Raw genomic sequence first — 14,694 nt, 5'->3', positions numbered from 1 at the left:
ATGTCTTTTTTAGAGCTAAAACGCGAAGTATACGAAGCCAACATGGAGCTTGAGAAACGTAAACTGGTTACTTACACCTTTGGCAACGTTTCACAAATTGATCGCCAACTCGGCGTCATTGGTATCAAACCAAGCGGTGTGCCCTATGAAGATTTGAAGGTTGAAGACATTGTGATTGTTGACCTTGAGAATCAAATCGTAGAAGGGCGCATGCGTCCTTCATCCGATACCAAGACACACACCTATTTGTATCGCCAGTGGCAGAGTATTGGTGGCATTACCCATACCCACTCGACCTACGCCACTGCCTGGGCGCAGGCACAGATTGCGATTCCCTGTTTAGGTACAACACAGGCCGATTATGTGTACGGTGAAATCCCGTGCACAGCGGTGATGCGCAACGATCAGATCAGCCGCGACTATGAAGAAGAAACCGGCGTGCAGATCCTCGATTGTTTCGCCGACCGAGATCCCAACGAGTCGCCCATGGTAATCGTTGCAGGCCATGCACCGTTCACTTGGGGCGCGAATGCAGCTAAATCCGTTTATCACGCCGTGTTGCTCGAAGAAATCGCTCGGATGGCGTATCTCACCAAGACCTTATCGCCAGGTATCAGTCAGTTAAAACAAGAGCTTATTGATAAGCACTATTTGCGTAAGCATGGAAAAGACGCTTATTACGGCCAAAGCAAGTAATTACCAGTCGGGTCTCATTTCAAACTAGAGAGAGTAATATGAAAGCCTTCAAACAAAAACAAGTGTGGTTTATCACGGGTTCGCAGGATTTATACGGCCCAAAAGTATTAGAGCAAGTCGCTAAAAACAGTGAGCAAATTGTTCATGGCTTCAATGAATCATCCGACATTTCCATCGAAGTGGTGTATAAGCCAACCGTAAAATCCCCACGGGAAATTCACGCCGTATGCCAAGCGGCCAACAGCGATGAAAACTGTGTTGGTGTGATCCTGTGGATGCACACTTTCTCTCCTGCCAAGATGTGGATTGCTGGCCTTAATGAATTAAGCAAGCCATTCATGCACTTACACACTCAGTTCAATGCCGAGCTCCCTTGGAGCGAAATCAACATGAACTACATGAACACCCACCAAAGTGCTCACGGTTGCCGCGAATTTGGTTTTATCGGCACTCGTATGCGTAAAGAGCGCAAAGTGGTTGTGGGTCACTGGCAATCGGGCGATGTACAGGCTCAAATCGATGATTGGTGCCGCGCAGCGGCGGGTTGGCACGAGAGCCAAAACCTGCGTATCGCCCGCTTTGGCGACAATATGCGTCAAGTGGCCGTGACCGAAGGCGACAAAGTTGCCGCACAAATTCAATTCGGTTACGAAGTGCACGCCTACAGCTTAGGTGAACTCAATGAAGCGATTGCAGCCATTGCCGAAGGCGATGTAACCGCACAGCTCGACCGTTACGCCAGCGAATACCAAGTGGGTAACGAGCTATTTGGCGATGAATACCAATTAGACCGTTTAAGAAAAGAAGCCAAGATTGAACTCGGCTTAACCCAATTCTTAACCCTAGGTGGATTTGGTGCCTTTACCAACTGCTTCGAAAACCTCACCGGTATGACAGGATTACCGGGACTGGCTACCCAACGTCTGATGGCGAACGGTTTCGGTTACGGCGGCGAAGGCGACTGGAAAACGGCTGCCATGGTGCGCATCATGAAAGTGATGGGTCAAGGCCGTGCCGGTGGTACTTCCTTTATGGAAGACTACACCTATAACTTTGGGGCGACTGACCAAGTTCTTGGCGCCCACATGTTAGAAGTGTGCCCATCGATTGCTGCTGCAAAACCACGTTTAGAAGTTCACCGCCATACCATTGGTGTGCGTTGTGACGTGCCACGTCTGTTATTCACAGGCAAAGCTGGCCCAGCAATTAACGTATCGACTATCGATTTAGGCAACCGTTTCCGTATTATTCTCAATGAATTAGATACAGTAACGCCACCACAGGAACTGCCAAATCTGCCTGTCGCGTCAGCGCTGTGGGAGCCTCGTCCGAATTTAGCGGTTGCCGCCGCAGCTTGGATCCACGCCGGTGGTGCTCACCACTCGGCCTATAGCCAAGCCATCACGACGGATCAGATTGTCGACTTTGCTGAAATGGCCGGTGCTGAACTGGTTATCATCGATGCCGACACTAAGATCCGCGAGTTTAAGAATGAGCTTCGCCAAAATTCCGTTTATTACGGTTTAGCAAGAGGTTTATAATTCTCGTGCAGCAATAAAGCCGCCTTCGGGCGGCTTTCATTTTTCTAGCACCATTCATTTCATAGGGTTAACACAGATGTATACAGAATTTGACGGCATTATCTTCGATATGGATGGCACCTTAGTCGACAGCGGTCAGTTGCATGAGCAGGCATGGCGACAAACCTTGAATCACTTTGGGATCCCCGTAGAGCCTGCACTGATGCGCTCCTTAGCAGGGGTGCCGACTATTGGTACCTTAGAGATCCTAATCGCCCATTTTGGCGTCACGCCTACGGCCAGTTGCGAGGCCATGAACGAGTATAAAGAAGCCCTAGTGCGCGACACTATGCATTTATATGTGAAACCGACGTCATTAGCCGAATTTGCCAAGCAGAATCAGGGCAAACGCCCAATGGCGGTCGGCACAGGTGCCTACACAGAGGAAGCCATTCAAATCTTAACCCTGTGTGGATTACTGGAATTAGTCGATTATGTGGTGGGTGCAGATCAGGTCGCGTCACCCAAACCCGCGCCAGATACCTTTTTACGCTGCGCCGAACTGATGGGCATAACGCCTGAGCGCTGTATCGTATTTGAAGATGCGAAGGCGGGCATCCAAGCCGCCGAAGCTGCGGGGATGTTTGTGGTCGATGTACATGCTGAATTACAGATTGAAAATGACTATTTCCTAGGCGCTCAGTAGCCGTTTCAAGCTTGTCCAATCACTGGTCAAAACGCAAAATTAGGCTTTACAATGTAAAAGTTTGGGGTAAGGTAGGGACAGTAAGTTTGAGGAAATTCCCATAAATTCTTAGCGTTAACAAAATTTTTATTACCTTTATCAGGAAAGGTAGTATCATAACATTTGTTTATCAGCGTTAAGCACCTTATCCAGCCGATTGGATTGAGCACAGAGATAGAGAGTTAAAGAGGGCACTATGGCAAATCAGGCAAATAACCGTCCGCAGAATATCCATAACTGGGTGGCAAGCGAATTAGGTTCTCGCATTGTGGGCGGCTTTTATGCGCCAGGTGAATATATCCCTAATGAAAATGCTATCTGTGAAGAGCTGGAAGTGTCACGCACCTCTTTAAGGGAAGCCTTTAAGGTACTCACGGCAAAAGGACTTATCGAATCTCGCCCTAAGCTGGGTACCCGTATTCGTGAGCGTCGCCATTGGAATATGTTCGATCCGGTGATCTTAAACTGGTTTTCCCAATCTAAACCTTCGCCCGAGTTTTACACTTCTCTCTATGAAATCCGTGAAGTGTTTGAACCCGCCGCGGCGGAACTGGCGGCGAAAAAACGCACCCCTGAGCAGCTTGAGGTGATTGCGGCGGCCTATGCCAAGATGGAAGCGGCCGAATTAGGTACGGATGAAGTCTATACCTCGGATATCGATTTCCACATGGCGATTTTAGATGCGACCAATAACGAGTTTATGGTGTCCCTCGGCGTGTCGATCCAATCTGCGCTGCTCGAAATCTTTAGACTCAGTAGCACAATTCAGGATGACTTTATCCAATCACTCCCTGGCCATAAGGCCATTTATACTGCGATTGCAGCAGGAGACAGTGAAGGCGCGAAAGCCGAGATGAATAAATTACTCTCAACGTCTCAAGATACAGTGCATAAAAATATTGAGCGTAAATAACAAAATATCGAGCATAAGTGACGAGTTACTTATCTTTAACGTCACTCTACCCATAAAAAAGGTGAACTTAGGTTCACCTTTTTTGCTTTGCTGTGAGCAGAAAAATAGGGTTACTGTGGCTCGCTGATGCCTTCGCTCGTCATATGAATGCGCTGTAGGGTACCGTCGGCATTGTAATGCAGCGGGTCAATGGCAACTGAACGTCTAAACTCACCGCCGCCATCCTGCGATGCGCCGGTATGGTAGATGAAGTAGGATTTACCTTTAAATTCAATAATCGCTTGATGGTTTGTCGGCGAGTTGCCCGCCACTTCATTTAAGATGCCTTGGTACTTCCACGGGCCTAGGATGCTATCACTAGTGGCATAGGCAATTTTTTCAGGGAAGCCTGAAGCGTATGAAAGATAATAGGTTTTATCTTTTTTATGTACCCAGAGCGCTTCGGTAAAATTAGGCACATCAATGGCATTAATCGGGCCGCCCAGCTCAATCATATTGTCTTTAAGTTTTGCATATCGCGGTTTAGTGTTACCCCAAAAAATATAAGCTTGCTTGTCATCGTCGATAAAGACCGCAGGATCGATATCATCCCAATCAATCTCAGTATCTGTGGTCATGTCATTGGTGATAAGGGCTGTGCCGCGGGCATCCTTGAAGGGACCAAGTGGACTATCAGCAACCGCGACACCAATGGCAAAGCCATTGATTTTGTTGTGTCTTGCCGTCACATACCAGTAAAACTTACCTTCTTTTTCGATCACATGGCTAGCCCATGCATCTCCTTTAGCCCAACTGAAATCCTTCACCGATAACTTGCTGCCATGGGCCGTCCAATTATGCATATCCTTAGAGCTGAAAACGAGCCAATCATGCATTTCGAAGAAGGTGCGATTGTCCTTTGCTACGTCATGGCCAGTATAAAGATAGACAGTATCTTGATGAACTATGGCGGCGGGATCAGCGGTAAATACATCCGTAAACAGAGGGTTAGCAGCAATCGCTGCAGTGCTGATAGTCGTACTCAATGCCAAACACACACTCAAAAATGCCTTTTTCATACTTCCTCTATTGTTTTTTGATATTTTGATATTATAGTAATACCAATACTTTTACGTGCTAGCAATATTAAAGTACAAATTGTTAACTCAGGGCATTAGGTTCGTCCGTTCGTTTTATGTTGAGTGTTACTCAAGCGTTCGGGCAGGGCATGTGCCTTGGAAGACGAAGGTGTCATATGAATAATAAAAAACCGAAAACACTTCGTTCGGCTAATTGGTTTGGTAGTGATGACAAAAATGGCTTTATGTATCGCAGTTGGATGAAAAACCAAGGCATACCTGAGCATCACTTTCAAAATAAGCCTGTGATTGGTATTTGCAATACCTGGTCAGAATTGACGCCCTGTAATGGTCATCTACGGGAATTGGCGCAAAGAGTAAAGAATGGCATTCGTGAAGCGGGTGGCATTCCAGTGGAGTTTCCAGTGTTTTCGAATGGCGAGTCCAACTTGCGTCCAAGCGCCATGCTGACCCGTAACCTTGCGGCCATGGACACGGAAGAAGCCATTCGTGGCAACCCCATCGACGGTGTTGTGCTGTTAGTGGGTTGTGATAAAACGACTCCAGCGTTATTAATGGGCGCGGCCAGCTGTGATTTACCGACAATCGTTGTTACCGGTGGTCCCATGCTCAATGGTAAGCATAAGGGCAAGGATGTCGGTTCGGGCACACTCGTATGGGAACTGCATCAAGAATATAAAGCGGGCAACATCAGTCTCGCCGCATTTATGAATGCCGAAGCGGATATGTCACGCTCAACGGGCACCTGTAACACTATGGGCACGGCATCGACCATGGCTTGTATGGTGGAAACCCTTGGGGTGAGTTTGCCACACAATGCAGCCATTCCTGCGGTGGATTCTCGCCGCCAAGTATTGGCGCATATGTCGGGAATGCGAATTGTGGACATGGTCAAGGAGGATTTGACCCTAAGTAAAATTTTAAGCCGTGATGCTTTTATTAATGCCATCAAAGTCAATGCTGCCATTGGAGGTTCAACCAACGCCGTTATCCATTTAAAGGCGATTGCCGGTAGGATAGGGGTTGAGCTGTCACTCGATGACTGGCGCCATGGATATACAGTACCGACCATAGTGAATCTTAAGCCTTCGGGTCAGTACTTAATGGAAGACTTTTACTACGCAGGTGGCCTGCCAGCAGTATTAAGGCAGCTGTTTGAACATGATTTACTGAGCAAAAACACGCTTACAGTCAATGCTGCTAGCCTCTGGGACAATGTTAAAGAGGCGCCTTGTTATAACCAAGAGGTCATCATGTCACTTGAAAATCCCTTGGTCGAAAATGGCGGCATTCGCGTACTGCGCGGCAATCTCGCGCCCCGAGGCGCAGTGATCAAAACTTCAGCCGCCAGCGCGCACCTGATGCAACACCGCGGTAAAGCCGTGGTGTTTGAAAGCTTCGACGATTACAACGCTCGCATCGGCGATCCTGAATTGGATATCGATGAAAACAGCATTATGGTGCTTAAAAACTGTGGCCCGAAGGGATATCCGGGCATGGCTGAGGTCGGCAATATGGGACTGCCACCTAAGTTGTTGAAAAAAGGAATTAAGGACATGGTTAGGATTTCCGATGCACGCATGAGTGGCACCGCTTTTGGCACAGTTGTGCTGCATGTTGCCCCAGAAGCACAAGCCCTTGGGCCACTGGCCGCCGTTCAAAATGGTGACATGATAGCGCTAGATACTTATGCCGGAACGTTACAGCTGGAGATCAGTGACCAAGAGTTACAGGCTCGTCTTGCCAAACTGGCAACGGTGAAATCCATTCCAGTGAATGGTGGCTATCTCTCGCTCTTTAAGGAGCATGTTCTCCAGGCGGATGAGGGATGTGATTTTGATTTTCTCGTGGGATGTCGAGGTGCAGAGATACCAGCACATTCCCATTAAATATGAACTCGTTTTCTTTTATAATAAAACCAGATAATTATTTTAATAAAAGGTTGAGTTATGAAGTTGACTAATCAATACCCGAGTTTACAAGGGAAAACCATTTTTATCAGTGGTGGCGCAACGGGTATTGGAGCTTGCTTGGTTAATGCTTTTTTAGAGCAGGGCGCTAAGGTGGCATTTGTCGATATTTTAGTTGAGGAGTCGACTCAACTCGTCACAGACCTTAAGCAGACTCAACCAGAGGCCAGCGTAAAATTTTATCACTGCGATCTTGTCGATATCGCCGCCCTCAAGCGTGTGATAGCTCAGGTCGAGGACGATTTAGGTCCAATATCGGTATTGATTAACAATGCCGCGTGCGATCAGCGCCATAGTATCGACGAAGTGACCCCAGAATATTGGGACCAATGCCTAAACACCAATTTGCGGCATTACTTTTTTGCCGTACAAGCGGTCAGGTCGCAAATGCAGCGCCTCGGCGGAGGCTCAGTGATCAACTTAGGTTCTATGAGTTGGCACAATCGGCAGGCGGGCATGGCGGGTTACACCGCATCTAAGGCCGGCGCCATGGGCTTAACCCGAGGGTTGGCAGCCGATTTAGGTAAAGATAAAATCCGGATTAATACCTTAACGCCGGGTTGGGTGATGACAAAACGTCAACTCACATACTGGGTAGATAAAGATACGGCAAAACATATCGAAAATAACCAATGTATTAAAGAATATGTAATGCCCGAAGATATTGCTGCTATGGCGTTATTTTTAGCAGCAGATGATAGCAAACTCTGCACCGCACAGAATTTTATTGTCGATGGTGGTTGGATTTAAATATCACAATAAAATTTCAGTTCATTAAATAATGAGGTGAGTGCTGAGTTTATTTTAAATAAAAGGTAAAGCACTCACCATGCAACTCTCTGTTACTAAAAAAAGCCTACAACACGCCGCATTTGCGGATGAATTACAATTAGTCACGCTCACCAATAGCCACGGGCTTGAAGTGGTTCTGTCAAATTACGGCGCCAGTATTTGGTCGGTCAAACTTTATGGTCAAGGGCAAGAACCTATTTCATTAAGTCTTGGCTATCAAGATATTAAAGATTGGGCGACTAATCCGTATTATTTTGGTATTACCGCCGGCCGTGTCGCAAATCGCATTGGTAAAGCACAATTCCCCTTAGCAGGTAAAACAATTCAATTAGTGCCTAATGAAGGCAACAATCAACTTCACGGCGGACCTAAAGGATTAAGCCATTGCACTTGGCAGGTTGAGACGCTGCAGGACAATGACAGTGTGGCGGCGGTTTTCAGTATTACCAGCCCCGATGGCGATCAAGGATTTCCGGGTAATCTTGCCATTAAGCTAGAATACCGCCTCAATGAAAACAATGAATTAACTCTGAGCTATCAAGCCGTTTGCGATCAAACCACCCCCGTCTGTTTAACCAATCATGCTTACTGGAATCTTGCCTCCAACAAACAGCAAGGCATTTTAGGGCACGAACTCTCCATTCAAGCCAGCCATTTCCTGGCACTCGATAATGAACAGATACCAACAGGCGAATTAATCTTAGTCGACGATGGCGCTTACGATTTCAAACAACCAAAGTTAATTGCCACGGATATTAAGCAATTAACCAATGGTTATGATCATTATTTTGTTATGGATAGAAATAATGACAATAAAAACAGTTTGCAGACTATTGCGGTGTTAAAAGATCCGCTTTCTGGCCGAGAACTCGAAATTAGTACCACTGAAGTCGGCGTGCAATTTTACAGCGGTAACTTTCTCGATGGCAGCCATATTGATGATGAAGGTTATAGCATTAATCAATTCCATGGCCTGTGTTTAGAAACCCACGGTTATCCGAATGCGGTAAACATTGACCATTTCCCGAGTGTCATGCTTGAGGCAAATACTCAATATCAACAAATTACGGTACATAAGTTTAAGAATATTTAATTCAATCAAGGCGAAATAACATTTATTTGTACGAGTTGGCCTGCTGTTAACAGCAGGCTAGGGGATCTCTGTTACCTAAAATTATAAAGGGAATAATAATGAAACATAATAAAATCATTACCGCATTGGGATTATGGGCTGTCAGTGCAACTTGTGCCTACGCCACCACGGTGGGCTTTTCACAGGTTGGCTCCGAGAGTGGTTGGCGTACCAGCTTTAGCGAAGCGGTCAAGGCCGAAGCCAAACAGCGTGGCATCGATTTAAAATTTGCCGACGCTCAGCAAAAACAAGAGAACCAAATCAAAGCCGTGCGTAGCTTTATCGCCCAAGGCGTGGATGCCATTATTATCGCACCCGTGGTAGAAACAGGCTGGAAACCCGTACTCAAAGAAGCCAAACGTGCCCACATTCCTGTAGTGATTGTTGACCGTAATATCAAGGTCGATGATGACTCCTTATTCCTTACCCGTATCGCCTCCGACTTTACCGAAGAAGGCCGCAAGATTGGCCAATGGCTAATGGATAAAACCCAAGGCAACTGCGATATCGCCGAGTTGCAGGGCACGGTAGGTGCAACCGCAGCGATTGATCGCGCCGCCGGTTTTAACCAAGTGATTGCCAATTATCCCAATGCCAAGATCGTTCGTAGCCAAACCGGCGAATTTACCCGCGCTAAGGGTAAAGAAGTGATGGAAGGTTTCCTCAAGGCGCAAAACGGTCAGCCACTGTGCGCCGTGTGGTCGCATAACGATGAAATGGCCCTTGGCGCCGTGCAAGCCATTAAAGAAGCGGGTTTAAAACCGGGCAAAGATATTCTGATTGTCTCCGTGGACGGTGTTCCCGATTACTTTAAGGCCATGGCCGATGGCGATGTTAATGCCACGGTTGAGCTTAGCCCATACTTAGGCGGCCCAGCATTTGATGCTATCGATGCGTACCTGAAGGGCAATAAGGATCAAGCCAAGCTTATTAGCACCACGGGTGATGTATTTACCCAAGAAACCGCTGCCGCAGAGTACGAAAAGCGCCGCCAGCAATAATCCCATTGACGCTTTCTTGGGGAATAGCGCTATGAGCCTTATTTTAGAACTCAAGCAGATCAGTAAGCATTATCCGGGCGTCAAAGCCCTTGAGGATGTGAGCTTACGGTTATTTGCGGGGGAAGTTCACGCCCTATTGGGCGAAAACGGTGCGGGTAAATCGACGCTGGTGAAAGTGATGACAGGCGCCCAGTCGAAAGACATGGGCGAGATCCTTTTCCTCGGTGAACCGCAACACTTCAACACACCAATGGACGCGCAAAAGGCGGGGATCAGCACGGTTTATCAGGAGGTGAACTTAGTGCCTAACCTGACCGTGGCACAAAACCTGTTCCTCGGTTACGAACCGCGCCGCCTTGGGCTGATCCATTTTAAAAAAATGTATGCCGACGCGCGGGCCGTGTTAACTCAGTTCAAGCTAGATATCGATGTTAGCGCACCGCTGTCGGATTATTCCATCGCGGTGCAGCAACTGATCGCCATCGCCCGCGGCGTAGCCATGTCGGCCAAGGTATTAGTGCTCGATGAGCCTACCGCGAGCTTAGATGCCAAAGAAGTGCAAGTACTGTTTGGGATCTTAAACCAGCTCAAAGCCAAGGGTGTGGCTATTGTGTTTATCACTCACTTCCTCGATCAGGTTTATCAGATAAGCGATCGCATTACCGTGTTACGCAACGGGCAGTTTATCGGCGAATATCTGACGGCAGAACTGCCACAACCTAAGTTGATTGAAGCCATGCTCGGGCGTTCTCTGCAGGAGCAATTGGTTGATAAACAGGAAAAGGAGCGCACCGTCACCCGCGCTGAGGCCGTACTCTTGTCCCTCAAAGATGTGTCGGTAAAAGGTTCAATCCAATCGATGAATCTCACCGTGCCAAAGGGGCAGGCAGTTGGGCTTGCAGGGCTGTTAGGATCGGGGCGCAGCGAAGTGTGCAACGCCGTATTTGGGCTGGACTTGGTCGATAGCGGCAGTATCCATTTGGCTGGGCAGAAATTGAATCTGTCACAACCCGTGGATGCGATCAGCGCCGGGATCGCCCTGTGCCCGGAAGATCGCAAGATTGACGGCATCATCGGCCCTTTATCGATTCGTGAAAACATCATACTTGCGCTGCAGGCGCGTATCGGTTGGTGGCGGTATTTATCTAAGGCTCGGCAGCAGGAAATTGCCCAGTTTTTTATCGATAAATTACAGATTGCGACGCCAGATGCGGATAAACCCATAGAACAGTTGAGTGGTGGTAATCAACAGAAGGTGATCCTCGCGCGTTGGTTAGCCATCGAGCCCATTTTGCTTGTGCTAGATGAGCCGACCCGCGGCATCGATATTGGCGCCCACGCCGAAATCGTAAAACTTATCAGAACCTTGTGTGATGAAGGCATGTCGCTGCTGGTTGCATCGTCTGAGCTCGATGAGCTCGTGGCCTTTTCAAATAAAGTCGTAGTATTACGCGACAGATATGCAGTACGTGAACTTTCAGGAGCGGAATTAACCTCGCAACACGTAATGCAAGCGATTGCGGAGGGATAAATGAAAAGCTCAGCCGAAACCCTATCATCCACACGCATGTCCGCCGATTTGATCTCACCCCAGATGAATGCATCTGAGGCGCATTCATCTGAGCGGCAACCACGGATGCAGGAAAGTCATAAGACCATGGTTCAAGAAAAAAATGCCCGTTACCAAGCGGGTAAGTCGACCTCCATTGGACGATACCTCTGGCCACTATTGGCCTTAACTATTCTGTTACTGGCCAATCTGTTTATTGACAGCAGTTTCTTCAATATCAGCTATCAAGACGACAGACTCTATGGCTCCTTGATTGATATCTTAAATCGCAGTGCACCCGTGGCGCTGCTCTCAATTGGTATGAGTCTCGTTATTGCCACTGGCGGAATCGACCTGTCGGTTGGTGCCGTGATGGCGATTGCGGGCGCGGTTTGCGCCAATCTACTGTTAGTGCCGGATATCAGCTTAGTCACCGTTATTGCAGCAGGCCTGATCGTTGGGCTCTTAGCTGGCTGTATTAATGGCGGTCTGGTGAGTTTCTTAGGTATTCAACCGATTGTCGCGACCTTACTGCTCATGGTGGCGGGGCGCGGTGTTGCTCAGCTTATCAACCAAGGACAAATTATCACTTTCCAGCACCCAGGCTTTGCCGCCATTGGCGTGGGCCAGTTTTTAGGCCTGCCGATGCCAGTGTGGATTGTGATTGGGATGCTGACCTTCAGCCAATTACTGCTGCGTAAAACCGCTTTAGGGCTTTTTATCGAAGCGGTTGGCTGTAATGCCAAGGCGAGTCGTTACCTCGGGATCAACGATAAATCCATCAAACTGTTCGCCTATGGCATTGCGGGTCTGTGCGCGGCATTGGCCGGCATGATCAGCACCGCCGATATCCAAGGCTCAGATGCGAATAACGCCGGGCTTTGGCTTGAGCTCGATGCCGTGCTCGCCGTCGTGATTGGCGGCGCTGCGCTCACGGGAGGGCGTTTCTCGTTAATTTTGTCGGTCGTCGGCGCGCTGATCATTCAAACCTTAGCGACCACCATTATCGTCAGTGGTTTACCCGCTAAATTTAACTTGCTGATCAAGGCCATCGTTATCCTGACCGTACTGCTGTTGCAATCGGCTAAATTTAGGCGCCAATTGTCGGCGCTGTTCACATCCAAGCGCCAAACGGATGCCAAACCAGCAGAAAAGGGCACAAGTGCAAAAGCCAGTACAGCAACAGGAGAAAAACTATGATAGCAAGACGTTTTATCCCGCTGTGGATCACCGCCTCATTGCTGCTGACCATGTTTCTGGTTGGCACCTTTCAGTTTGACGGTTTTGCCAGTGGCCGAGTGGTTACCAACCTGTTGCGTGACAATGCGTTCCTGCTGATCACCGCATTAGGCATGACCTTAGTGATTATCTCTGGCGGGATCGATCTTTCGGTTGGCGCCGTCATCGCCTTAAGTGGGGTCGTCACTAGTTTATTGATCACAGAGTACCAGTGGCATCCATTGTTGGCCTTTGCGGTTATTCTGCCACTAGGCACTCTGTTTGGCGCACTCATGGGCACCATTATCCATGTATATAAGTTGCAGCCATTTATTGTGACGCTTGCGGGCATGTTCTTAGCGAGGGGCTTAGCGACGACGCTCAGCGAAGAGTCGATTGCCATTGACCATCCATTTTACGATGCGGTGGCCGAGATGAGCATTGCACTACCAGGCAATGGCGCGCTCGATTTAAGCTCGCTGATCTTTATCCTGTTCTTTGTGATTATCGCCGTGGTTATGCATTACACCCGTTTTGGTACGAATGTGTATGCCATTGGTGGCAATCAACATTCCGCCGAGCTGATGGGGATTTCCATCGCTAAAACCACTATCAGTATTTACGCCATCAGTAGCTTTCTGGCGACGCTGGCGGGCATTGTCTTTACCTTTTACACCTTCTCTGGCTATGCGCTTGGCGCCATTGGCGTCGAACTGGATGCCATTGCGGCCGTGGTCATTGGTGGCACCCTGTTAACTGGCGGCAGTGGCTTTGTGCTCGGCACTGTGCTCGGGGTGATTTTGATGGGAGTGATTCAAACCTATATTACCTTCGATGGCAGCTTAAGCAGTTGGTGGACCAAGATTGTCATTGGCCTGTTACTGTTCTTCTTCATCCTGTTACAGAAACTCTTGAATGGACGCAAAACACAACATGGATAATCGTCAACCTAACCTGTCGGTCTTTCTGCGCTTGCCTTTGACCTGTGGCTTACTCGCCACATTGGCGCTGCCATTAGCGCAAGCTGTGCCTGTACTTGAGATTAGCCGCGCACAATCCCAAAGCGCCACGGCTCAAACCCTCGATGCGAATGCGCCCTTTATCGAGAGAAGGGCGGATCCTTGGGTGATACGCGACGATGACGGCAGTTACTACTTTATTGCCTCTGTGCCTGAGTTTGACCGCATCGAACTTCGCCACGCCAAAACCATCGACGGTTTACGCCAAGCCACACCTAAAACCCTGTGGCACAAGCATGAAACTGGCCCCATGAGTATCGATATTTGGGCGCCTGAGCTGCACAAAATCGATGGTCGCTGGTATATCTATTTTGCGGCCAGCAATAAGGATGTGCGTTTTCATAACCGCATGTTTGTTTTAGGACTCGAGGGCGACTCACCGATGACAGGCCAATGGCAAGAGCTTGGCAAGTTACAATCGGCACAGGATGCTTTCTCCCTCGATGCGACCAGCTTTAGCCTGAAGGGCGAGCGTTATTTTATTTGGGCGCAGCAGGACAAAGCCAAGCGTTACAACACCGGCTTAGTGATTGCCAAAATGCTATCGCCAACTCAACTCTCTGATAACGAAACCATTATCAGCGAGCCCTTATTGGATTGGGAACGTTTAGGCTTTAAAGTCAACGAAGGCGCCGCTGTGTTGGTTAAAAACGGTAAAGTCTTCGTGACCTATTCCGCCAGTGCCACGGATGACCGTTATGCCATGGGGCTGTTATGGGCCGATGAAAATGCCGATTTACTCAATCCTAAGAGTTGGCATAAATCGCCAAGCCCAGTCTTTACCACTGAGCCGAGCTTGAATCGTTTTGGTCCTGGCCATAATAGTTTTGTGCTGGCAGAGGATGGTAAAACCGAGCTGATGTTTTACCATGCTCGTAATTACCTTGAGCTGCAGGGGACACCATTGACCGACGGTAATAGACACACTTACTACCGCGCCATTCGCTGGTCGGCGGACGGTTTCCCAGTATTTGATAATCAGCACAGCGATAGCCAAACCTTTAATCAGCAAGACACGCAATCCCGCGAATAAGCGAAATGCGTTTAATAGACACGAACA

At 48.4% G+C, this 14,694-nt stretch carries 13 protein-coding genes; 12 read left to right on the top strand and 1 reads right to left on the bottom strand.

Going from position 1 to position 14,694, the window contains the following annotated elements:
• From M0415_RS04970 to M0415_RS04955, 4 genes are all read left to right on the top strand, one after another.
• On the top strand, positions 1-696 hold the full coding sequence (locus M0415_RS04970) for an L-ribulose-5-phosphate 4-epimerase (protein ID WP_011626173.1): 696 nt from the start codon (positions 1-3) through the stop codon (positions 694-696).
• Positions 697-734: 38 nt separating this feature from the next.
• Positions 735-2,237 carry an L-arabinose isomerase gene (araA, locus tag M0415_RS04965; protein WP_249555265.1) on the top strand — a complete coding sequence of 501 codons (1,503 nt, stop codon included), beginning with the start codon at positions 735-737 and terminating at the stop codon, positions 2,235-2,237.
• 76 nt (positions 2,238-2,313) lie between these two features.
• A complete protein-coding gene (locus M0415_RS04960; protein ID WP_249555267.1) occupies positions 2,314-2,922 on the top strand; it encodes an HAD family hydrolase in 609 nt (202 codons plus the stop codon).
• A gap of 235 nt (positions 2,923-3,157) precedes the next feature.
• Positions 3,158-3,874 (top strand): FadR/GntR family transcriptional regulator, encoded by a 717-nt coding sequence (locus tag M0415_RS04955; protein WP_011622747.1) that lies wholly within the window; start codon positions 3,158-3,160, stop codon positions 3,872-3,874.
• A 110-nt stretch (positions 3,875-3,984) separates the two neighbouring features.
• Here the strand turns inward: M0415_RS04955 and M0415_RS04950 are convergent, their stop codons facing one another.
• Positions 3,985-4,932 carry a glycoside hydrolase family 43 protein gene (locus M0415_RS04950; protein ID WP_249555269.1) on the bottom strand — a complete coding sequence of 316 codons (948 nt, stop codon included), beginning with the start codon at positions 4,930-4,932 and terminating at the stop codon, positions 3,985-3,987.
• A gap of 176 nt (positions 4,933-5,108) precedes the next feature.
• Here M0415_RS04950 and M0415_RS04945 point away from each other — a divergent pair, with 176 nt between their 5' ends.
• From M0415_RS04945 to M0415_RS04910, 8 genes are all read left to right on the top strand, one after another.
• Positions 5,109-6,842, top strand: coding sequence for an IlvD/Edd family dehydratase (locus M0415_RS04945; RefSeq protein ID WP_249555271.1), 1,734 nt, complete (start codon positions 5,109-5,111; stop codon positions 6,840-6,842).
• Positions 6,843-6,902: 60 nt separating this feature from the next.
• Positions 6,903-7,673, top strand: coding sequence for an SDR family NAD(P)-dependent oxidoreductase (locus M0415_RS04940; RefSeq protein WP_249555273.1), 771 nt, complete (start codon positions 6,903-6,905; stop codon positions 7,671-7,673).
• Positions 7,674-7,752: 79 nt separating this feature from the next.
• Positions 7,753-8,808, top strand: a complete 1,056-nt coding sequence (locus tag M0415_RS04935; RefSeq protein ID WP_249555275.1) for an aldose epimerase family protein — start codon at positions 7,753-7,755, stop codon at positions 8,806-8,808.
• Positions 8,809-8,906: 98 nt separating this feature from the next.
• Entirely contained in the window at positions 8,907-9,848 is a 942-nt protein-coding gene (locus M0415_RS04930) for an ABC transporter substrate-binding protein (RefSeq protein ID WP_011622752.1), read from the top strand.
• A 31-nt stretch (positions 9,849-9,879) separates the two neighbouring features.
• Positions 9,880-11,379 (top strand): sugar ABC transporter ATP-binding protein, encoded by a 1,500-nt coding sequence (locus M0415_RS04925; protein ID WP_249555277.1) that lies wholly within the window; start codon positions 9,880-9,882, stop codon positions 11,377-11,379.
• Positions 11,380-12,597 carry an ABC transporter permease gene (locus M0415_RS04920; RefSeq protein ID WP_249555279.1) on the top strand — a complete coding sequence of 406 codons (1,218 nt, stop codon included), beginning with the start codon at positions 11,380-11,382 and terminating at the stop codon, positions 12,595-12,597.
• On the top strand, positions 12,594-13,556 hold the full coding sequence (gene yjfF, locus M0415_RS04915) for a galactofuranose ABC transporter, permease protein YjfF (RefSeq protein ID WP_011622755.1): 963 nt from the start codon (positions 12,594-12,596) through the stop codon (positions 13,554-13,556). The genes M0415_RS04920 and yjfF overlap by 4 nt, the downstream gene beginning before the upstream one ends.
• On the top strand, positions 13,531-14,667 hold the full coding sequence (locus M0415_RS04910) for a glycoside hydrolase family 43 protein (RefSeq protein ID WP_249555281.1): 1,137 nt from the start codon (positions 13,531-13,533) through the stop codon (positions 14,665-14,667). Before yjfF ends, M0415_RS04910 begins: the two co-directional genes overlap by 26 nt.
• The last annotated feature ends 27 nt before the right edge of the window (positions 14,668-14,694 follow it).

Source organism: Shewanella sp. 10B (assembly GCF_023475885.1).
In the GTDB taxonomy this organism is placed as follows: domain Bacteria; phylum Pseudomonadota; class Gammaproteobacteria; order Enterobacterales; family Shewanellaceae; genus Shewanella; species Shewanella mangrovisoli.
The sequence above is the reverse complement of the archived record's forward strand: the minus strand, read 5'-3'. Positions and strand labels throughout refer to the sequence as shown.